The 20,729-nt window shown below is 71.7% G+C and carries 17 protein-coding genes and 1 pseudogene; 11 read left to right on the top strand and 7 right to left on the bottom strand.

Annotated features, from left to right (window positions below; genetic code table 11):
* Nucleotides 1-148 precede the first annotated feature (148 nt).
* The gene (locus tag LXT23_RS19985; protein ID WP_253981802.1) at nt 149-595 is read left to right on the top strand and encodes a transcriptional regulator; all 447 of its coding nucleotides are present in this window, start codon (nt 149-151) and stop codon (nt 593-595) included.
* A 63-nt stretch (nt 596-658) separates the two neighbouring features.
* Here LXT23_RS19985 and LXT23_RS19980 read toward each other — a convergent pair whose 3' ends face one another.
* The 3 genes from LXT23_RS19980 to LXT23_RS19970 all read right to left on the bottom strand — a co-directional run bounded on the left by LXT23_RS19980 (nt 659) and on the right by LXT23_RS19970 (nt 2,664).
* Nucleotides 659-1,363: an HAD family hydrolase gene (locus LXT23_RS19980; protein ID WP_253981801.1), complete on the bottom strand. Its 705-nt coding sequence runs from the start codon at nt 1,361-1,363 to the stop codon at nt 659-661.
* A 48-nt stretch (nt 1,364-1,411) separates the two neighbouring features.
* On the bottom strand, nt 1,412-2,215 hold the full coding sequence (locus LXT23_RS19975) for a hypothetical protein (protein WP_253981800.1): 804 nt from the start codon (nt 2,213-2,215) through the stop codon (nt 1,412-1,414).
* A gap of 101 nt (nt 2,216-2,316) precedes the next feature.
* Nucleotides 2,317-2,664 carry a hypothetical protein gene (locus LXT23_RS19970; protein ID WP_253981799.1) on the bottom strand — a complete coding sequence of 116 codons (348 nt, stop codon included), beginning with the start codon at nt 2,662-2,664 and terminating at the stop codon, nt 2,317-2,319.
* Nucleotides 2,665-2,875: 211 nt separating this feature from the next.
* Between LXT23_RS19970 and LXT23_RS19965 the strand changes: the two genes are divergently transcribed.
* The 3 genes from LXT23_RS19965 to LXT23_RS19955 all read left to right on the top strand — a co-directional run bounded on the left by LXT23_RS19965 (nt 2,876) and on the right by LXT23_RS19955 (nt 6,940).
* A complete protein-coding gene (locus LXT23_RS19965) occupies nt 2,876-3,871 on the top strand; it encodes a site-2 protease family protein (RefSeq protein WP_253981798.1) in 996 nt (331 codons plus the stop codon).
* Nucleotides 3,868-4,818 carry a hypothetical protein gene (locus tag LXT23_RS19960; RefSeq protein ID WP_253981797.1) on the top strand — a complete coding sequence of 317 codons (951 nt, stop codon included), beginning with the start codon at nt 3,868-3,870 and terminating at the stop codon, nt 4,816-4,818. Before LXT23_RS19965 ends, LXT23_RS19960 begins: the two co-directional genes overlap by 4 nt.
* Before the next feature lie 133 nt (nt 4,819-4,951).
* The gene (locus tag LXT23_RS19955; protein ID WP_253981796.1) at nt 4,952-6,940 is read left to right on the top strand and encodes an ATP-dependent DNA helicase; all 1,989 of its coding nucleotides are present in this window, start codon (nt 4,952-4,954) and stop codon (nt 6,938-6,940) included.
* An 8-nt stretch (nt 6,941-6,948) separates the two neighbouring features.
* On the opposite strand, the gene LXT23_RS19950 is transcribed toward LXT23_RS19955, so the two are convergent.
* Complete coding sequence (locus LXT23_RS19950) at nt 6,949-8,895, bottom strand: TonB-dependent receptor (protein ID WP_253982340.1); 1,947 nt, start codon at nt 8,893-8,895, stop codon at nt 6,949-6,951.
* Between the two features lie 729 nt (nt 8,896-9,624).
* On the opposite strand from LXT23_RS19950, the gene LXT23_RS19945 reads away from it, so the two are divergent.
* A complete protein-coding gene (locus tag LXT23_RS19945; protein ID WP_253981795.1) occupies nt 9,625-10,008 on the top strand; it encodes a VOC family protein in 384 nt (127 codons plus the stop codon).
* Nucleotides 10,009-10,020: 12 nt separating this feature from the next.
* Here LXT23_RS19945 and LXT23_RS19940 read toward each other — a convergent pair whose 3' ends face one another.
* A complete protein-coding gene (locus LXT23_RS19940; protein WP_253981794.1) occupies nt 10,021-10,299 on the bottom strand; it encodes a LysR family transcriptional regulator in 279 nt (92 codons plus the stop codon).
* Nucleotides 10,300-10,402: 103 nt separating this feature from the next.
* Here LXT23_RS19940 and map point away from each other — a divergent pair, with 103 nt between their 5' ends.
* From map to LXT23_RS19925, 3 genes are all read left to right on the top strand, one after another.
* Nucleotides 10,403-11,272 (top strand): type I methionyl aminopeptidase, encoded by an 870-nt coding sequence (gene map, locus LXT23_RS19935; RefSeq protein ID WP_253981793.1) that lies wholly within the window; start codon nt 10,403-10,405, stop codon nt 11,270-11,272.
* Nucleotides 11,273-11,491: 219 nt separating this feature from the next.
* A complete protein-coding gene (locus tag LXT23_RS19930; RefSeq protein WP_253981792.1) occupies nt 11,492-12,160 on the top strand; it encodes a DUF2231 domain-containing protein in 669 nt (222 codons plus the stop codon).
* Nucleotides 12,161-12,358: 198 nt separating this feature from the next.
* A complete protein-coding gene (locus LXT23_RS19925) occupies nt 12,359-14,773 on the top strand; it encodes an ABC transporter permease (protein WP_253981791.1) in 2,415 nt (804 codons plus the stop codon).
* Nucleotides 14,774-15,718: 945 nt separating this feature from the next.
* On the opposite strand, the pseudogene LXT23_RS50665 reads toward LXT23_RS19925, so the two are convergent.
* Both LXT23_RS50665 and LXT23_RS19915 read right to left on the bottom strand, forming a co-directional pair.
* A pseudogene (locus LXT23_RS50665) lies at nt 15,719-15,787 on the bottom strand (hypothetical protein); the annotation flags it as partial.
* 605 nt (nt 15,788-16,392) lie between these two features.
* Nucleotides 16,393-17,112 (bottom strand): type 1 glutamine amidotransferase, encoded by a 720-nt coding sequence (locus tag LXT23_RS19915; RefSeq protein WP_253981789.1) that lies wholly within the window; start codon nt 17,110-17,112, stop codon nt 16,393-16,395.
* Nucleotides 17,113-17,437: 325 nt separating this feature from the next.
* Here LXT23_RS19915 and LXT23_RS19910 point away from each other — a divergent pair, with 325 nt between their 5' ends.
* The 3 genes from LXT23_RS19910 to LXT23_RS19900 are packed head-to-tail and all read left to right on the top strand — an operon-like array spanning nt 17,438 to nt 20,672.
* The gene (locus LXT23_RS19910) at nt 17,438-18,097 is read left to right on the top strand and encodes a hypothetical protein (RefSeq protein WP_253981788.1); all 660 of its coding nucleotides are present in this window, start codon (nt 17,438-17,440) and stop codon (nt 18,095-18,097) included.
* Nucleotides 18,094-19,842 carry a hypothetical protein gene (locus LXT23_RS19905; protein WP_253981787.1) on the top strand — a complete coding sequence of 583 codons (1,749 nt, stop codon included), beginning with the start codon at nt 18,094-18,096 and terminating at the stop codon, nt 19,840-19,842. Before LXT23_RS19910 ends, LXT23_RS19905 begins: the two co-directional genes overlap by 4 nt.
* Nucleotides 19,839-20,672 (top strand): hypothetical protein, encoded by an 834-nt coding sequence (locus tag LXT23_RS19900; protein WP_253981786.1) that lies wholly within the window; start codon nt 19,839-19,841, stop codon nt 20,670-20,672. The genes LXT23_RS19905 and LXT23_RS19900 overlap by 4 nt, the downstream gene beginning before the upstream one ends.
* The last annotated feature ends 57 nt before the right edge of the window (nt 20,673-20,729 follow it).

Here is a 20,729-nt window from a genome sequence, read left to right as displayed (position 1 = left end):
CGCGCGCTTCAGGGGTGGTGGCAGGTGGGCCCGACGTCCCGGGGTGGACAGAGGTGTCCGGACTGCCCCTTCCGTCAGGGCGGGTGGCTGCCCACCTTTCAGGCGACGCTGGCTCCATGCCGGCGCCGACTTGCCAGGAGGGCAACGCATGCCACGTGGAAGCAAGGCGAAGTACACGGAGAAGCAGAAGCGGATGGCCGAGCACATCGAAGAGGGCTACGAGAAGCGCGGCCTCTCCGAGGGGACGGCGGAGTCTCGCGCCTGGGCCACCGTCAACAAGCTCACCGGTGGTGGGATGAAGGGAGGCTCCGGCAGCAAGGCCAAGGCCGCGCGTCAGCGCCCCGTCGCCCGCAAGAATGCGAAGAAGGCCGGGGCCAAGGGGGGCAAGGCTCGCGCGGCGCGCAAGTCCACCTCCGCGCGCAAGTCGCCCAAGCGCTCCACGCGCGCCTCGGGCAGCAAGGCGGCCGTGAAGCGCACCGCGGCGAAGCGGGCGACGGCGAAGAAGCGCACGTCCACCGCTGGCCGCTCCCGGAGCACGGCGAAGCGCGGCGGCGCCCGCAAGAGCACCCGCGGCCGGAGCAGCACGCGCAAGTAGCCGGTGGAGCGCGGGTGCCCTGCCCCCATCCCCCGCTGCGAGGGATGGGGCTGGGGCCCGGGCCTACTCCTTGGCGGACTGCGTCGCCCCTGACTCGTTCCAGGGCCAGTCGCGCCGCGAGGCCTCGTAGCGCACGAGCAGCTCCGCGGCGTCCTTCACCAGGGTGCGGCACCCGGCCGAGCGCAGGTCGTCCGGAGGGAAGCCGCCGGCCAGCACGCCCACCGTGGCCAGGCCCGTCTTGTTGGCGGCGAGCACGTCATACGGCGTGTCGCCCACCACCACCGTGACGCGCGGGTCCGGCTTGCCCAGCTGCTCCAGCGCCGCGATGAAGATGTCGGGGTGGGGCTTGCTCTTGTCGACCTCGTCCTTGCTCGTCTTCGTCTCGAAGAGGCCGTCGATGCCGCACAGCTTCACGTAGTGCTTCAGCTCCTCGTCCTTGGCGCTGGACGCCAGGGCGATGCGGACGCCGCCGGCGCGCAGGCGTTGGAACAGCTCGCGCACCTTCGGGAAGGTCCGCACCTTGGGCAGGAACTCCTTGAGGAAGAGCTGGCTGCGGTAGTCCTCCAGCTCCTTGCCGAAGCGCTCCACTTCCTCGTCGTTGAAGAAGACGGGGATGAGCTGGTCGGCGCCCTTGCCAATCTGGCTGCGCACGTGCGCGAACGGGATGTCGCGCCCGAAGTGCAGGAACGCGCGTCGCCACGCCTCGGCGTGCTCGTCCACCGAGTCCACCAGGGTTCCATCCACGTCGAAGATGACGTTCTCCACCATAAGTGCCGTAGCCCCCGGCACCGAAGGTGGGGACGATGGAGGTGCCGGTCAACCGCCCGAAGGCGTCGCCGCGGGCGCGGACTCCACGAGTGTCCGCGACTGCACCGCGTAGCCGTCCGGCGCGGACAGGGTGAAGGCGTCGTTGGGCAGCGTCGCGTTCAGCTCCACCCGCCCGAGCACCGTCTCACCTACCTGCCTGCCGGCCAGCCACCGGGTGAGGCGCTTCGGGACGCACAGCCCCAGCGCCGCGTCGCAGTGCTCCTCCTCCACGCGCTCCTCGCCCTCCGTGCCGTCCGGGAAGCGGGTGCGCTGCGCGAGGAAGTCCAGCTTCGGCCAGCGCAGCACGTAGACCATCTCCACGCCCGCGGCCTCGCCCTCGAGCTTCTGCACCAGCTCCACCGCCTCCGGGCCGCGCGGGTGCTTCGCCTTGCGGGCGGTGGCGCTGCGCAGCAGCAGCGGCGTGCGGAAGCCCTCCGGGGTGAAGGGGCTGAACGTCTCGGTGAGGAAGCCGGCCAGCTTCGCGGGCGGGAGCTCCGACTTGAAGGTGCTGAACTGCTTCTCCCCGTCCAGCTGCTGGAACAGGTGCGCGCCGTCCCACGCGAAGGTGCGCGAGGCGGGCGGGCCCAGCGTGCCGCGCATGCGCTGCGGCGCGCGGTAGTCGAAGGTGAAGCTCACCGCCTCCTGGCCCTCGTCCTTCACCGTGCCGGCGATGCGGTAGCTGGCGAGCTTCGCGTCGCGCTCGGCCAGCCGCGTCTTCACCTCCGGAATCAGCGCGGCGGCTTCGTCCGCGCCCTTCCGGGAGCAGCCGGCGAGGGCCAGCAGGGCACAGGTCAACAGGAGGCGGTCGCGCATGGGAGGGCCGGAGGTGGGGAAGGGGACAGTCTACAAAAGCAAGGAGGCCCGCCTGTCGCCAGGGGGCCTCCCGGTACCGCCAGCGTGTGCTGGGGTGTGGACTACTTGACCGCCACGCCCGTGGCGCCGGAGGACGTCACGCCGATGATGAAGCCGGTCAGCGCGTAGATGCCGTGACGGGGGGTGGTGCCGGCGGTGAGCAGCTCCACCTTGGAGGCGCCCATGGCCTTGGCCTCGGCGATGAGGAGCTTGTTCACCACGGTGTCCAGGTCGCTCTGGACGATGTCGATGATGTGGAAGATGGCGGTCAGGCCCAGCGCGCTGGCCTGGACGACGGCGACGGCCTCTCCGTTGGAGGCGATCTCGGAACCCGAGACAACGGCGCTCTCAACGCTGGTGCAGGCAACCAGGCTGCTGGCGGCAACGGCGGACAGGACGAACTTCTTCATGGTCTTCCCCTCTTCTTAAAGGACGCTTGTGCGGTGGCTGAGCACCTTGGAGTGCGCCCGGCCGTTCGAATGGGACCTCAAGCGGGCGGGGTCGTACCAGATGTCAACTCCGTGTCAAGGTCCGTAGGCCACAGACTGTTGCCGCAGGACTGGGCAGGGCCTCGTTGCAATGCACACCTCCCCTTGCTAGCCAACCCAGAGGCCCTCCCTCATGGACACCGTCCCCGTTGCCCGTCCCGCTCCCCGGTACTGGGTACACCTGCTGCTGCTGCTGCTGACGGTGGTGACCACCTTCACGTCGTACCTGCTCTACTTCCACTTCCAGCGGCCCTACACGCCGGGCGAGGTGTCCGCCGACGCGGCCCTGCGCGCGCTGGCCTTCAGCCTGTCCTTGCTGGCCATCCTCGGCACGCACGAGATGGGGCACTACCTGCTGGCGCGCCTCCACCGCGTGGACACGTCGCTGCCGTACTTCATCCCGCTGCCGGTGCTGGGCGTGGGCACGCTGGGCGCCGTCATCCGCATCCGAGACCGCATCCCCCACCGCAATGCCCTGGTGGACATTGGCGCGGCGGGGCCGCTGGCGGGGCTGGTGGTGGCGCTGCCCATCCTCTTCTGGGGGCTGGCCCACTCCACGGTGGTGGACGCGCCGCGCCTGCCCACGGTGTTCCCCGGCGAGGACTCGCTGTGGGTGTACGGGAAGGACCTGTTCGCCTGGGTGATGGCGAAGGTGACGAACGCGCCGCCCGTGCCGGAGGAGGCCATCAGCAGCGTGCAGACGGTGTTCGGTGACAGCCTGCTGATGCAGGGGCTCACCTGGCTGGCGCTGGGGCCCATCCCCGAGGGCAAGGACGTGCTGGTGCACCCGGTGGTGATTGCCGGCTGGTTCGGGCTGCTGGTGACGCTGCTCAACCTGATGCCGGTGGGGCAGCTGGACGGCGGGCACCTGGCCTATGCGATGTGGGGACGCCGGGCGCACTGGGTGGGGCGGGGCGTGGCGCTGGTGCTGCTGTTCCTCACCGTCTTCGTCACCGCGTCCTGGGGCCTGTGGCTGCTGGTGACGAGCAAGCTGGTGGGCTTCGGACACCCGGAGGTGGTGGAGCCGCAAGAGCCGCTCAGCCCCTCGCGCAAGCTCATCTGCGCGCTGTGTCTGCTGGCCCTCATCGGCTGCGCCATGCCCATTCCCCTGCGTCAGGTGTTGTCATGAGATTCCAGTGCGAGGCATGTGAGCGGCTCGTTCCCCTGGAGGCGTTCCGGGTGGAGGCGGGGGTGCTCGTGGTGACGTGTGACCGGTGCGGCGCGGAGAACCGCGCGCGGCCCCCGTCGTCCCCGGCCTCCGCCACGGCGGGCTCCGCGTCCTCCGTGCAGCGGGAAGCCGCGGGTCCGGGCTCCGTGCCCTCCGTGCAGCGGGAAGGCTCGGGTCTGGGCTCCATGCCCCACGTGCAGCGGGAGCTGACGCCGGGGGCCATGCCGTACCCTCAGCGGGAAGGCACGGGGGCGGGCGCTGGTGCCGCCGCTTCATCGTCGGTCTCCTCCGCCACGCCAATGCCGGCTTCCGCGCGCGCCAGCACGCCGGTGCCTGTCGCCACGTCGGTGCCGCTTGCCGCGCGCCCCAGCTCGCCGGCCCTGCGCGTGGTGCGGACGGACGCGGAAGCGCCTGGAATGACGCTTCCTTCCGGTGCGTCGCTCTTCGAGCCGCCCCCCGGCTTCTGCCCCAAGTGCGTGGCCCCCCGGCGCGAGGGCACGGAGTCCTGCGCGCAGTGCGGGCTCGTCTACGTCAACTTCGTGGCGGACGAGCACCAGCCCTCGGAGGCACTGGCAGGCGCGTGGCGGGCGCTGGCGGAGCACTGGGACGACGGGGAGGCGCACGACCGGCTGATGACGCTGGCCATGGGGCGCGGCGAGCTGGCCATGGTGGGCCGCCTGTACCGCCTGCGGCTGGCCTGGGCTCCCGAAGACGCCATGGCGAAGCGCGGGCGGGACGAGGTGGTGCGCCGGGCCACCCTGGTGGTGCCGGCCACGGCCGAGCCCGCCGGGCCCTCCCTCAACCAGCAGCGCCTGAAGATGGCCGGCGTGGCGGTGCTCTTCCTCGTGGTGCTGGTGCTGGCCGTGTTCGTCTTCCAGAACCTGCGGTCGCTGATGGCGGGGCCGTGACACCCCCGGGCTGGCGCTCCCCCGTGGAGCAGCCGGCCATCCAGGAGAACCGAGCCGGCGATGGACGGAAACGCGCCTCGCGCGGCGCCCGCTGCTATCTTGTCCGGCTGCTCCCGCTCCCCTCCCGGAAACGATGTCGCTTCCTTCCTCCACGTCCTTCTCCGTCGACTCCCTCCTCGGTCCCGGAGGCGCGCTCGAGGCCGCCCTGCCCGGCTACGAGCACCGCCCGGAGCAGCTGCAGATGGCGCGCGCCGTGGAGCGGGCCTTCACCGAGCGCAGCTACCTGCTGGCGGAGGCCGGGACGGGCACGGGCAAGACGCTCGCCTACCTGGTGCCGGCGATTCTCTCCGGGCGGCGGGTGGTGGTGTCCACGGCCACCAAGACGCTGCAGGACCAGGTCTTCTTCAAGGACCTGCCCTTGATGCGGGAGAAGATGGGGCTGCGCTTCGAGGCCGCGTACCTCAAGGGGCGCAGCAACTACCTCTGCCTGCACCGCTACGACGCCTTCTCGAAGGACCCGCAGTTCTCCTCGCGTGAGGAGTCGCGCTACTGGCCGAAGCTGAAGAAGTGGGCGGAGGCGACGGACACGGGCGACCGCGCCGAGTTGGACCTCCCCGAGTCCTTCAGCGCCTGGTCCCGCCTGTCCACCACGTCCGAGACGTGCATGGGCACGAAGTGCCCGCTGTACGAGAACTGCCACGTCACGCGCATGCGCAAGCGCGCGGAGGGCGCGGACCTCCTGGTGGTGAACCACCACCTCTTCTTCGCGGACCTGGCGCTTCGCAGCTCCGGCAAGCGCACCGAGGGCGTGCTGCCCTGGTACGACGCGGTCATCTTCGACGAGGCGCATGCGCTGGAGGACGCGGCCAGCGGCCACTTCGGGTGCAGCGTCTCCAACTACCGGCTGGAGGAGCTGGCGCGCGACACGGTGGCGGCGCTGAAGGAGGAGGACTCGCGCCACGCCATGCTGCGCGCGCTGGCGGCGCGGCTGCGCTCCAGCACCGAGTCCCTCTTCGCGCAGGCGCCCCGTGCGCTGGGGCTGACGGGGCTCGAGTCCTCGGTGGCGCTCAAGCCCGAGACGATGGCGAAGCTGTCCACCTCGCTGGAGGGCGTGCGCGACGCGCTGGCGGCGCTGTCCGCCTTCACCGTGGGAGAGCGGGAGCCGGAGCTGGCGGCCATGACTCGCCGGGCCGACGAGCTGGAGGAGCAGCTCGGCTTCCTGGCGAAGGCGGAGTCGGCGGACCACGTGTACTGGGCGGAAGCCCGGGGCAAGGGCCTGTTCCTTCGCGCCAGCCCCATCGACGTGGCGAAGGAGCTGCGCGACCGGATGTACGGCGCGCTGGACACGGTGGTGTACACGTCGGCCACGCTGGCGGCGGACAGCCGCTTCGACTTCTTCGCCCGGCGCATGGGGCTGTACGGCGAGGACGGGCAGCCGGTGACGCAGGTGCGCACGCTGGCGGTGGCCAGCCCCTTCGACTTCCCGACGCAGGCGGCGCTGTACACGCCCACGCACCTGCCGGACCCGTCGGCCCCCGGCTTCATCGAGGCGGCGGCGGAGGAGATCCTCAAGCTCTGCGAGGTGACGGGAGGGCGCGCCTTCGTGCTCTTCACCTCGCTGCGCAACATGGTGCGCGCGTACGAGCTGACGGCGGGGCAGCTGCCCTACCAGGCGCTGCTCCAGGGCGAGCGGCCCAAGCAGCAGCTGCTGGAGGCCTTCCGCGAGACGCCGAGCGTGCTGTTCGCGGCGCACAGCTTCTGGGAGGGCGTGGACGTGCCGGGTGACGCGCTGAGCCTGGTCATCATCGACCGGCTGCCCTTCGCGTCACCGGGGGACCCGCTGGTGGCCGCGCGCATCAACCAGCTCCAGCAGCGGGGCGAGGAGCCCTTCGACGCGTACCAGCTGCCGCAGGCGGCGCTGGCGCTGCGTCAGGGCTTCGGGCGGCTCATCCGCACGCAGGCCGACCGTGGAATCGTCGCCATGTTGGACCGGCGCATCGTGACGAAGGCGTACGGCCAGGTCTTCCTCTCCAGCCTGCCGCCCGCGCGCCGCGTGGACGACGTGGTGGAGCTGAGCCGCTGGTTCAACGGCCCGGTGCGGCCGGTGCGCACGATTCGCTGAAGGGCCCTTCAGGGGATGCCGCGCAGCCGCAGGCCCACGCGGGCCGTCAGCGGCGGGCCCAGGGTGTCCACGCCGGCGCGGCCCGCGAGGTACTCGCGGTCGAAGAGGTTCTCCACCGCGGCGAAGCCGTCCACCTTCCAGAAGAGGTGGCGGCTGGCGGCCACGTCCACCACCGCGTAGCCGCCCATGCCGCGCTCGTTGAGGTCGTCCTCGTACTGGGGCCCGGTGACGCGCAGCTGCACGGTGGCGGTGAAGAGGGACGGCTCGTCGAAGCTGACGAGGGCGGTGCCCCGGTGTCGCGGGTCCTGCGCGAGCTGCTTTCCCACCAGCTCCGGCTGGCCGGGCGCGCGGGTGACGGTGGGGTCCACGAAGGTGTAGGCGAAGAGGGCCGTCCACTGGCGTGACAGGCGCCAGTCCAGGCCCGCCTCCACGCCTCGCACGCGCGCCTGTCCCAGGTTCATCCGCTGGCGGGTGGCGCCGTCCGGCAGGGGCTCGGCGAGCGTGACGTTGGTGATGGGCGCGTCGAGCACGTTCCAGAAGCCGGTGACGCGCGCGGTGAGGCTTCGTGTGGCCTCGGCCTCCACGCCGGCCTCGGCGCCCCACAGGCGCTCGGCGCGCAGGGCCGCGTTGGCGGCGGTGAGCACGGTGCCCACCTGGAAGGGGCGGTACAGCTCGTTGAGCGTGGGGGCGCGGAAGGCGCGGTAGCCGGAGGCGCGCAGCGTGAGCCACTCCACCGGGCGCAGCCGCAGGCCCAGGCGCGGGCTGAGCTGCTGCTCGGCGCCGTCTTCGAACCCTGTCGTCTCCACGGCGCCGCTGGCGCGCTCCACGCGCTGCTCGCCGCCGGTGTTGCGCCACGCGTCCAGGCGGAGCGCGGCGGACAGCTCCAGCGCGGGGGACACGGTGTAGAGGTCCTGGAGGAAGAGGCCGCCGGAGGCCTGGGTGCCCCCGGCGGCGCGCACGAAGGTGGAGGTGGGCGTGGGCTCCGGAGGGAAGAGGCGCTCCTCGGACGTGCCGGCCATGCGCCGCGCGTCGAGCCCGGCGGTGATGACGTGCGTGCCGCCCCACGTCCAGGCGGGGCCCGTCCACAGCAGCGAGACGCCCTGGTCATCCGCGGGCACGTCCTGGTAGGCGGCGCGTGTCTCGCTGGTGCGCCCCTCCGCCAAGCGCGCCCGGCTCTGCTCGAAGCGCTGCACGCGGCCGAAGAGGTCCAGGGTGAAGGTGCCGCTGTCTTCCGTGAGCAGCCGCGCACCCGCGCCGAACTGCGCCAGCTCCACGCGCGCGGTGGTGGAGCGCGTGCCGCCATTCTGGTTCTCCCGGAAGAGGCCGGCGCGAGCGGAGAGCGACAGTGTGTCGGATGCGTCCACGTCCACGCGGCCGTTGAGCACGGCGTGGTTGCTGGGGGTGACGGTGTCGGCGGGCCCTCGCTGCGACGGGGCGACGATGCGGTAGCCGTCGCTGGTGAGCAGCTCCGTCTCCACCGAGGCACGCACGGGGCCCCAGCGGTCCGCGCCCCGCGCGGCGAAGTGGCCGGTGTCCAGGTTGCCGTAGGCCACGTCGGCCTCGAGGCTCGCGCCGGAGACGGGGCGGGAGAGCAGCTGCACGACGCCGCCGAGCGCGGCGCTGCCATAGAGCGCGGAGCCGCCGCTGGGGACGACCTCGATGCGGTCGATGCCGAGCCGGGGCAGCGAGCGCCAGAAGACCCAGCCCCCGAACGGGTCATTGACGGGGATGCCGTCGAGGAGCACGAGGCTGCGCGCCACGCCCGACGGCGCCAGGCCGCGCAGGTTGAGCCCCTGCGCGGTGGGGTCCGACACGAGGCTGGGCGTGCGGCGGAAGGTGGCGGCGGAGGGCAGGGTGCGCACGAGGGCGTCCTGCGTCAGCGTGGGGCTGCGCTCGATTTCCGCTCGGGGAATCACCACGGTGGTGGCGGGCACGTCGCGGATGGGGCGCGGCAGCCGCGTCCCCGTGACGACCGTGCCGGCACCCGCGGAATCGTCGGCGGCCGGGGCACTGGCTGCCTCCGAGGACGCGCCCGCCTGGGCCTCCTCTCCGATTGGAGCGGGCGGAATGCCACGCTCGTCCTGGTCGGTTCCCGCGTGAGCTTCCTCTCCCGCTGGAGAGGGCGGAGTGCCACGCTCGTCCTGGTCGGTTCCCGCGTGAGCTTCCTCTCCCGCTGGAGAGGGCGGAGTGCCACGCTCGTCCTGGTGGTTTTCCACGGGAGCCCCTGCTTCGTCCGGAGGAAGCGCAGCGCCGCGCTCAGCCAGGAGCGCTCCCACGTCGCGCTCCGCTCCGGGCCGCGTGGGCGCGACCTCCGTGGGGCCAGGCCTCGCTGCCATGTCGGCGCCAGCCTTCGGCGCTTCCGCCCGCGATGGTGCGGGAAGCATCAGGCACGCAATCAGCAGCCCTGCCAGCAGCCCGCGAGGAGCCTCGGGACGTCCACATGCTGAACGGTGCTCATCGGGAAGCGCGGCCATGGGCCCGCTCTAGCAGGCAGTCTCGCGGCGCGGCGGCGTCTGAAGCCGCCACGGCATCCAGTGGACGAAGCTCAATCCTTCAACCAGAAGGTTGACCGTTCCGAAGGCCGTCTCTATTCTCAACTACATGGTTGAGGATTCGCCGGTGTGCCGAGCCGGGCGCGCGGGGTCCTGAACAGCGAACCCATCCGTGGTCCCCGGGAGGCGAGGATGAAGATTGTCGTGTGCAGTGTGATGGTGGACGACCAGGCGAAGGCCCTGAAGTTCTATACGGAGGTGCTCGGCTTCGAGAAGAAGACGGACGTGCCGGTGGGGGAGTACCGCTGGCTGACGGTCGTCGCCCCCGAGGGCGCGCACGGCGTGGAGCTGCTGCTCGAGCCCAATGCGCACCGGGCCGCGAAGGTGTTCCAGAAGGCCCTCTTCGACGACGGGATTCCCGCGACGTCCTTTGGCTCCACGGACATCCATGCGGAGTACGAGCGGCTGAGCCAGCGGGGCGTGGTGTTCCGCACGAAGCCGACGCAGATGGGGCCCGTCACCATCGCCGTGTTCGAGGACACGTGCGGCAACCTCATCCAGCTCGCGCAGACCTGAGCACGGCCCGCCTCAGCCGCCCGGGCGACTGGCGGTGAGGCCCTTCACGGTGTGCACGGCAGCGTCGACCTCCGCGAGGATGCGACGCGCGTGGAGGAGGAAGGCCTCACCCGCCGGTAGCAGGCGCATGCCCTGGCGCGTCCGCTCGAACAGGCGGGTGCCCAGCTCGTCCTCCAGGCAGAGGATGTGGCGGCTGAGCGGCGGCTGGGTGAGGTGGAGCCGCTTCGCGGCGCGGCCCACGTGGCACTCCTCGGCCACGGCGACGAAGGACTGGAGGTGCGTGAGGCTCACGCCCCCATCCTAGCGTGCGGGCCGGGGCCGGTACACGTGGCGCACCCCGGCCATACCGAAACAGCATTGGACGGTGTGCCCGGTTGGACGCCACCTTGGCGGCATGTCGATTCCACTGTTCAAGGGCGCGGAGGTGGAGCGCCTGCGCCGCGCGAGTCAGGCCGCGGCGGGCACGCTGGCCTACGTCGCGTCCCGCCTGGCTCCTGGCATCTCCACCGCCGACATCGATGCGTGGGTGCGCGAGGACACGGCCCGCCGGGGCGGCAGGCCCAGCCAGCTCGGCTTCCACGGCTTCCCGGCGACGGTGTGCACCAGCCGCAACCACGTCGTGTGCCACGGCATCCCCCGCCCGGACGAGCACCTGGCCCCCGGAGACATCATCAACGTGGACGTGACGACGTTCCTGGATGGCTTCCATGGGGACACCTCGGCCACGTTCCTCATCGGTGAGGTGTCGGCGGAGGCGCGGCACGTCGCGGACGTGGCGCGCCGGTGCCGGGACGCGGGAATCGCTGTGGTGCGCCATGGCGCGAGGCTGGGCGACATCGGCGCGGCCATCGAGGAGCTGGCCCACAAGGAGGGCTGCAGCGTGGTGGAGGAGTTCGGGGGCCATGGCATCGGCCACCAGATGCATGCGCCTCCCGTCGTGTCCCACGTGGGCCGGCGCGGCACGGGCCTGAAGCTGCGCTCGGGCATGGTCATCACCATCGAGCCCATGGTGAACCTGGGGCGCAAGGGCATCCGCCTGCTCCCCGACGGCTGGACGGTGGTGACGGAGGACGGGAGCCTCTCCGCCCAGTTCGAGCACACCCTCCTCGTCACCCGCGAGGGCTGCGAGGTGCTCACCCGCCAGGAGCTGCCGCTGTCCATCCCCGTGTCTCCCAGCCGGGTCGCTTCGCTGCCGGGCGGAATGAACGTTCCTTCCACTCCCCCGCTCCCGGGGGAGGCGGGGGAGCGGGCCACCCCACGCTGAGTCCGCCGAAGACGTTCCCCTGTCCTGGGGCAAGGCCTCGCCACGCCGCCTGGAGGCGGGCGCCTGCCACCGGCTCGGAGACCGGTCCTCCAGGCAACCCCCAACGCGCTCCGGCCTGAGAGGAGCATGCACCGCGGGAGCAGGGCGGGCAGGCGGCCGGGCCCTGCCGTGCCCCGGCGAGGTACCTACCCTTCATCGTCAAAGGCAGGAGGCCAGGCGATGAAGAGGGAGATGTTGCTGCACGAGCTGCACCCGTCAGTGGTTCACGCGCCGCTGGCGCTGCTGCCCACGGCGGCGGTGGCGGACCTCATCTCGGTCGTCACGGGCGATGGGGCCTGGGGGAAGGTGGCCCGGCGCGTGTGGGTGGCGGGCACGCTGAGCGGGCTGTTCGCGGGTGTCGCCGGACTGGCGGCCAGCCAGGAGGTGCGGCTGGATTCGCCGCGCGCCCGGGACATGACCTTCCTCCACGGGCTGGGCAACGCGGTCATCCTGCTGGGTGCCACCGGCGTGACGGCCTTCCGCCTGAAGCGCGAGCCCACCCTCACCAGCGCGGTGGTGGGGCTGGCCGCGTGCGGGCTGGCGCTCTACACGGCGACGCTCGGCGGGAAGATGGTCTACGAGCTGGGCGTGGGCGTGAATCCCATGCCCGACGACGCGCCGCAGGGGACGCTGAAGGGGCCGCCGGTGCTGTCACGCGCCGCACCCGCGGCGCTGGTGAAGGACGCGCTCCGGGGCGTGAAGTGGCTGGTGACGCGGGCGCGCGAGCTCGTCTCCGGTGAGCGGCCGCTGGCCCCCGGCGCCGAGGGCCTCCGCTCCAGCGAGGACGACACGCTGCAACTGCCGCTCGGCTCGGCCCACGTACTGGGACGGCCCGTCCCCCAGGCCTGATGGTGTTGCGAGGGTGCTCGGGAATGGGACAGGGGTTCCCACTTCCGAGCACGCTCCCCGGGCATCCAGGGCGGCACGTCCGAGGCGGACCGGGCTGGCGGGACTGCATCTGGGCGCGGACGGCCGTGGCATCCTTGTTGCTCACGGCCTCAGGTCCGCTCTCGGTTCCGCACCCCCGCAAGCCCGCCCCCATCTCGAATGGCCTTCCTCTTCCAGGAGCTCCGGCTCGCTGTCCGCTCCCTGTTTCGCGAGAAGGCGTTCACCGCCGTCATCGTGACGACGCTGGCGCTGTCGATTGGCGCGACCACCGCGGTGTTCAGCACCGTCTACCAGGTGCTGTGGCGGCCCCTGCCGTACCCGGAGGCCTCCCAGCTCTACCGCCTCTTCCAGACCACCACCCCCGGCGCGGGCGCGGGCCCCCACAAGGAATGGGCCCGGGTGAGCCTGCCGGTGTGGAATGCCTGGCGCGAGGGCGCGCGGAGCTTCTCCCGCATCGAGGGCTTCCACGGTGGGAAGCAGCTGCTCACCGGGACGGAGTCCGATGAGCGGCTGATGGTGGGACGGGCCTCCACCGGGCTGCTGCCCATGCTCGGGGTGCGGCCCATGCTGGGGCGTCTGTGGGCGGCGGACCTCGAGGTCCCCGGCAGGGACCGCGAGGCCGTCATCTCCCAGTCCCTGTGGCAGCGGCAGTTCGGGGCGGCTCCCGGCGTCCTCGGGCGGAGCCTCGTGCTCAATGACCAGGTGCACACCGTGGTGGGCGTGCTTCCCGCGGACTTCCAGTTCGAGCCGGAGGTGGAGGTCTGGAAGCCGCTGTCGTTGGACGCCGCCACCGAGCAGCAGAGCGCGCTGCGCGTCGTCGGACGACTCCAGCCGGGTTTCCCTCCCGAGCAGGCACGCGCGGAGCTGACCCAACTCGCCCTGGGCGCGGAGCCCGTCGCGGGCGAGAAGCGCACCGGGGCCACGCTGGAGTCCCTGCATGGACTCTGGGTGGAGCAGTCCCGCACGCAGCTCCAGGTGGTGACGGGGGTGGCCGCCCTCCTGCTGCTGCTCGGGTGCGCCAACCTCACCAACCTCCTGCTCGCACGGGGGAGCGCGCGTGCGCACGAGATGGCGGTGCGCATCGCGCTCGGCGCGAGCCGGGCCCAACTGGTCCGGCTGGTGCTCGTGGAGAGCCTGGTCCGGGCGCTGCTCGGGGGCGCGCTCGGCCTGCTCGTCGCGCTCTGGGGGCGCGAGTGGCTGAGCACGCTCGTCCCGCCGCAGCTGATGTCCGGCCCCGGCGTCGAGCCCTTCGTCCTGGTGACGGCCACGCTGACCTCGGTGGCCACGGCGGCGCTGGTGGGCGTGCTGCCCGCGCTCCATGCTTCACGGGGCCGGGGACAGGCGGCGCTCGCCCCCATGGCGCGCGGCACGCGGGCCACGTCGATGGGCCTCACCCGGTCCATGCTCGTCATCGTCCAGCTCTCGCTGGCGATGGTGCCCCTGGTGGGCGCGGGGCTGATGCTCCGGACGGTGTGGCGGCTCCAGCATGTCCCGCTGGGCTTCGAGCCGCGCGGTGTCACCGTCGCAGAGGTGTTCGTTCCGCTGGAGAAGTACGCGGGAGAAGAGGCCTCCGCCGCCGTCACCCGCAGCCTCATCGCCCGGCTGGAGGCGCTTTCCGGAGTGAGCGCCGCGGGCCTGACGACCGCGCTTCCGTTCTCGGGGAGCAACTACCGGCAGACCACGGGCTTCCACGTGGTGGGCCGCCCGGACGCCACGGAGTCGAAGGCGCAGGCGGGGTACGTGTCCGTCACCGACGGCTACTTCAAGGCGCTCGGCATTCCGCTGAAGGAGGGCCGCTACCCGGGGGCGCTGGACACGGCCGACAGCCCGCGCGTGGTCGTCGTCACCGAGGCCTTCGCACGCCGCCATCTGCCGGGCCGGAGCGCCGTGGGAGCCCGTCTCCAGCTGGACCTGCCCTGGAAGTCGCCCGGAGCACACGAGGTCGTAGGCGTCGTCGGAGACGTGCCGATGGAGCGACTGACGGTGGTGCCCTCGGGAGACGTCTACGTGCCGCTGAGCCAGGAGCCTGCGCACACGTTGAGCCTCGTGGTGAGGTCCGAGCTTCCCACCGGGCAGCTCACGCCGCTGCTGTACCAGGAGCTGCGCGCGGCGGACCCCTACTTGCGGATGCTCAAGGTGCGCCCGATGGAGGGCCTCGTCGAGGACAGCTATGCCCACGCACGCGTGGTCAGCGGGCTGCTCGGCGCCTTCGCCGTGCTGGCGATGGTGCTGGCCTCCGTGGGGCTCTACGGCATCCTCGCGTTCTGGGTCGCCCAGCGCACCCGGGAGCTGGGCATCCGGAGCGCCCTGGGAGCAACACCTTCCAGCCTGCTGCGGATGGTCATCGGGCAGGGGCTGCGGCTGACGGGCGTCGGGCTCGTGGTGGGGCTGGTGGGAGCGGTGCTGATGGCGCGCGCCCTCTCGGCGATGCTCTATGGCGTCTCCGCGTACGACCCGCTCGTCTTCCTGGGCGCGCCCTCGGTGCTGGTGTTCATCGCGCTCGTCGCGAGCTGGCTCCCGGCGGCCTCCGCCATGCGGGTTGCTCCCAACGAGGCCCTCAAGCGCGACACCTGACGCACCCGGGTGGAGGCTTCCTCCGCCCCGCCGAGCCCCCGGGTCGTCAGGCGAGGGCGCTGCGGCGGCACTGCTGGATGCGTCGGCCTCACGAGCGGGCACTGCCAGTGCACTGTCGGGCGCCTTGGGCTCATGGGGTAGCGTCGGCAGGGCACTGTCGGGTGCCTCGGGCTCATGGGGCGGCGTCGCCAGGGCACTGTCGGCTGCCTTGGGCTCATGGGGTAGCGTCACCAGGGCACTGTCGGGTGCCTCGGGCTCATGGGGCAGCGTCGTCAGGTGACTGCTGGAAGCACTGGCCTCATGCGTGAGCACTGCCGAATCTCTGTCGGCCGTATTGGCCTCACCTGGGGACGTCTCCGAGTCACTGCTGGAGGCATCGGCCGAGCTGGTCAGGTCACCCTGAGACGTTGCTCCCTGAGCACCCTCTTCGTCCGAGGGGAGACCGCCACCGGGCCCTCTGGGCTCCGAGCCCTCGGAGGGGCCCAGTGCCCGCCAGAGGGCTTCCGCCGAGGCGAAGACGTCCTCCTCGGAAATCTCGTCGGCCCTCCACGTCGCGACGCGCGCCAGCTCGGCCAGCGAACCCCAGACGAGACATGCTCTCGCCGCGGCCGAGCCCGACACCAGCGCGCCCTGGCTCTCTCCTCGGGAGAGGACGGTTCTCACCAGTTGCCGTACCTGCCAGCCGCGCTCCTCTTCGGGGGCGTCCTCGGGGTGCCAGTGCAGGAAGGTGAAGCAGAAGAGCTCCGGCTGGCGCAGCGCAGCCTGGGCCAGCAGGTGCCAGAAGGCGAAGAAGCCCTCCCGGAAACCTCCGGAGCGGCGATTCCCGAGCTCGAATTCGAAGCTCGCGAGACGGCATATCTCGCGCTCGGCGAAGTCGCGCACCGACAGGGCGAAGCCGCGCTTGTTGCCATAGTGGCGGTACAGGGTGCCCACCGACACACGGGCAATCCGCGCCAGCTCCTCGGCCCGGACATTCTCGTAGCCCCGCCGCGCCAGCAGCCCCGCCGCCGCCATCATCGTCGTGCCGTGGAAGTGCTCCCGAATCCACATGCCCCACCCCTCCCTCCGGCCGGCTGGCCGCCGGAATGAACGTTCATTCCGCTTCATCCTTCCTACAGGGTGGGGCTGACATGGGGCGGCGCCCAACCGGGGACGTTGCCCGGGAAGACCTGTCGCCTCGACCTGGGGCCTGACGGCGGTCGTGCGTGCCGCCTCCGGGCGCGTTGCAAGAGCGGCCCGCATGCGGCACTTGCGAGAGGTCGGGGCTCTTCATCCGTGCGCCGCCGCAGTGCGAAGGGCCCTCACCGCACGAAGTCATGAGGTGGCGCGGCTCGTGAGGATGCGCAGGCTCAGGAAGGGCCCTTCGTGCATCGCGGCGAGAGGCAGCGTTTCGGTTCCTGCGATGCAACCGCCCAGGCAGGGCCCATCGTTCATTGGCTCGGGAGACTACGTTCGGTTCCTGCGATGCAAACGCCCAGGCAGGGCCCACCGTGCATCGGAGCGGGAGGCGGCGTCGCGGCTCCTGACGATGCGGAGGCTCATGCGGCGCCGCGCTTCTGCGGGACCGCGGGTGAAGCCGGCAAACCGACTGGCCTCGACAAGCTCTGCGTGGGCCTGGTTCAGCGTGCCGTCACTTCCCGGGCGAAGTATCCGGCCACCCGATGGAGCAGCCCCTCGCTGTCGGCGCGTGCCTCGCGCAGAGAGGGCAGGTCCCTGGCGAGCACGTCATCGAGCCGGCGGCCCGCGCGCTCCAGTGCCTGCGGGAAGGCACGTGCCCAGGACTCCAGCGTCGGGGGCTCCACCTCGGGGTGGAACAGGAAGCCCACCGAGTTGGACAGGCTGAAGACCTCCTGCGGTTGCCGCTCCGAGGACGCGAGCGTCTCCGCGCCGCGCACGGTGTCGAAGGTGTCGCCGTGCCATTGCGTGACGAGGAGCGAGGCGGGGCCACCCGCGAAGACAGCGTGCTGACGTCCAGCCGGCGCGACGTGGATGGCCTGGGCTCCGACGACCATGCCCTTCGGGTCCCGAAAGACACGCGCGCCGGAGACCGCGGCGAGCATCTGTGCCCCCAGGCAGACGCCCAGGCTCGGACGACGCTGGTGGAGGCGCCGCTCCAACAGGGCGAGCTCCTCGCGGAGATAGGGATGCTGGTCGGCCTCGTAGACGCCCATGAAGCCCCCAAGGACGACCACGAGGTCCGCTTCGGCATCGGCCGGACGTACCTCGCGGAAGCGGGTCTCCAGGGCGAACCCCGCCCGCGTGAGCGCGCCTGCGAGGGCACCCGCGCTCACGGGTTCATCGTGCTGGAAGAGGATGGCTCGCGGCGTTGCACCCGACATGGGGCAACCATCGAAAGGGAGGCGCGCCAGGTCAAGCGATGTGCGTCAGGCGCACCGGAGCTCACGACCTTCGTCCCTGGGAGCGTCATCCGTGCGACAGCCCGAGTGCCTGCACGGAGTCGCCTGCCCCAACTGCTCGGTGTCAGGGGCTTCGAAGCGCTGGAGCGCTCGGCTCCGACGAAGGAAGGCCCTCATGGGCCGCCCGCCTCGCTTCCGGCGGACAGTCGCTGCCTCCGGTGTCCTGCGCCGCGCCGCATGCCCTCCCATGGGTTTGATGTGGGCGTGAAATGGCGCTAGAGCTGCAGGGCAGCAAGCGGGGGAAGGCATGCGCGCACGCAGGGACATGGCGGGGGTGGGGAGCGTGGTGCTGGGCATCGTGCTGCTTGCCGCGGGCTTTCCACTGCTGGTGCCCAGGTGGGTGCTGGAGGACGCGCCAACGCACGGCACGCCCGAGCCGGCCCCTCGCGGTGCGGTCCCTGTCGCGGCGCGCGGTGAGGCAGCTACCACCGTGCCCGAGCGCAAGGAGGCACCAGGAGCGCGCCCCCAGGTGGAGCAGGTGAAGGGGAGCGGTGGCCTGACGGTGGACGTGGTGCGTGCGGGAGGTGCGCCGTCCACGCTGGCCCGGTTCGCGGAGCGGGCGTTGGTGCCGCTGACGCCGGACGAGGAGGCGCTGCTGCGCGAGGAGCCGGTGGAGGACGTGGCGGCGCTGGTGACGCGCACCGAGCGCGCCTACCTCGACGCGACGCCGGACACCCGTGCCCAGAAGGAGCGCCGCTACCTGGCCGCGCTGAACCTGGCCGCGAAGCTGGCGCAGGCGCCGCCGGAGCCCTCCGCCCAGGAAGCGCGGGCCCAGGAGACGGACGTGCGCTACCAGCGGGCGCTCGCGGCGGAGCGGGTGAAGTGGAAGCAGTTGCCTCCCGAGGAGCAGGCCCGCCAGCAGGAGGCATTCAAGGAGTGGTTCTTCCGGGGGGAGGAGACACGATGAAGGCGATGATGGCAGTGCTGCGTGCGCTGGTGCTGCTGGCACCTTCGGTGGCCCTGGCCGTGCCGCACCACGTGGCCTCGCGAGACTGGGGCAGCTTCGTCTGGCTGAGCCTGTTCCTGGACGCCGGTCAGTCCTACACATTCGAGACACGAGACCTGGCGGGCACCGCGCCGGACACGGTGCTGCACGTGCTGCGGGACAGGGGCGGCGTGTGGAGCCAGGTGGCGGTGAATGACGACTGCGCGGGCACGACGCGCTCGTGTGTGACGTTCACCGCGCCGGACTCGGGCTACTACCGCGTCTGGGTGCGGGCGTACGCGGACGGGCGCGGCGGCACCGCGAGCGTGTACCGCAACGGGTCGCTGCTCCTGTCCAATCAGCCCTTCGGCGGCGTGCCGCTGTCCTTCACGTGGAAGCAGAAGGACACCTTCCGCGCCACCTCCACGACGCCGGGCGCCGGAGACCACCTCGTCGTCCTGCTGCGCTCCAACACGGAGTACCTGCAGCATGACGACGACAGCGGCCCGAAGTACTACCCGCGCGTCGTCGCCGCGAGCACGCAGAACAACACCGGCCAGCGCGTGGTGGTGGGGCGCTACCCGGGCAGCTCGGGCACGGCGGCCTTCACCCATGACGACGAGCTGTGGTCCACCATCTTCGACGACAACGACGGGGACGAGGACGGAATCTCCGACGCCCTGGAGCCGCTGCTGGGGATGAACCCGGAGGCGGAGGACTCGGACGGGGACATGGTGCCGGACCCGCTGGAGCTGTTCGGCAATGACGGGTTCTCCTTCTCCGAGTGGAGCAGCCCCACGGTGAAGGACCTCTACTTGGAGGTGGACTGGATGCAGCACCCCTCGAATCCGTACCTCACGCGGCAGCCCTACCCCGCGCTGGTGGCGGACGCGACGGCGGTGTTCGCCCGGGACTCGGGCATCCGGCTGCATGCCTTCATCGACGGGACGCTGCCCTGGTACGAGGTGGTCTGCTTCGGCGGTTGTAGCGGTGGCGTGGACTTCTACTCGCTGAAGCAGGCGTCGTTCTCTCCGGGCAACCCCGAGAAGAGGGCGTACTTCCACTACGTCGTGTGGGCGTACAAGCACTCCAGCAGCACGTCGTGCTCGTCGGGCAAGGCGGAGCTGCTGGGCAACGACGTCATCATCAGCATGGGGTGCTGGGCCAGCCCGAGCGCCCAGGAGCAGCGCGGCACCTTCATCCACGAGCTGGGGCACAACCTCGCGCTGGACCACAACGGCAACGACGTGCCGGACCAGTACAGCGTGGTGCACGACAGCGTGATGAACTACCGCTATCAGCTCTCGGGGGTGGGGCACTCGGGCTGGCACTCGTACTCGAACGGGGACAACGCCTGCGCGGCGTGCGCCGCGTCTCCGAAGAGTGAGTGCATCGAGTGCCGCGACGGCTTCATGGGCTGCGGCTTTCCCGGCTGCTCCACGTGCGACTGCGATTTGAACGAGTGGGGCATGCTGGAGCTGGACTTCTCCGACGACGGGGACGCCAGCGACGGCACGGGCCGCGCGCTCCTGGCGAGGTACGAGCCCGACGACAAGGGCGGGCCGGTGCGCTTCCGGCCGCACGTGCCCCACCAGGAGCGGCCGGAGGCGGCCCGGCGCGAGGAGGTGCGCCGCAAGCGGGAGCGGCTGCTCGCGCGAGGCCAGGTGGAGGGCCGGGACTTCCACGTGTCGGCGGATGGCACCCTGCTGTACGCCGAGTGCCTGTGAGCGCCAGGGGCATCCTGGTGGCCCTGTGCTTCATCGGCTGCCGGTCTTCTTCCACCCCGGCCGCTCCGGACGCGGGCACTGCGCCGTCCGCGGCGGCGCTCTCGCCGCCTGCCCCGGCGCGCGATGCGGGCCCCTGTGACGAGGTCTGGCGGGAAGCGCAGGTGGACGTGGCCTTCAAGGAGGAGCCGGAGGCCTCGGCCGCGCAGCGCACGGGCCCCCGGCTGGAGCGGCGCTTCAAGGTGGCGCGGCAGCTCCAGGGAGCCTACCGCCACGGCGACCAGTGGGCCTCGGTGCTGGAGTACGAGGCAGGCGCGGTCCGCGGCGGCGTGAGCTACAGCCTTGCGGTGCCGGCCGTGCTCGCGGACCTGTCGGGCCGCACGGTGACCTGGACGACCCACCGCGAGCCCGTGGGCTGTGCCTCGGACGAGGGCGAGCAGCCGATGCTGCTCGCGGGAGACACCCTGCGCGACGAGCAGGGAGGGTTGCTGCTGCTCACCGTGCCGAGCGCGCCCACCACCCCGGAGGGAGAGGTGCTGCTGCCCCCGGGGCTCGTCCCCGAGCTGCGGGTCCACTGGGAGGACGCGGGCTGCGCGGTGGAGCCTGCCTCCCGCTCGAAGAGCGTGCGGCTGCGCTTCGCGGACGCGGGAGCCCGGGGCACTTCCGCCGCGCCGGTGTCCGTCAGCGTCGGGGAGACCCGGCACCTCCTGCTGGGAGGTGTCCGCCATGAGGTGCGCGTGGCGCGTGCCCGGGCGGAGTCCTCCGGCCGCTGCGGGCAGGCGGTGTTCACGGTGTCCCGCGCCGGGCTGCGCGAGCAGCGGAGGTCCAAGTAAGTTCTGCTCTGGTCGGCGGAGCCGAGGGCTGGCGGAAGGCTGGGAGTCCTTGAAAGT

Source organism: Pyxidicoccus xibeiensis (assembly GCF_024198175.1).
GTDB classification, from domain to species: domain Bacteria; phylum Myxococcota; class Myxococcia; order Myxococcales; family Myxococcaceae; genus Myxococcus; species Myxococcus xibeiensis.
The sequence above is the reverse complement of the archived record's forward strand: the minus strand, read 5'-3'. Positions and strand labels throughout refer to the sequence as shown.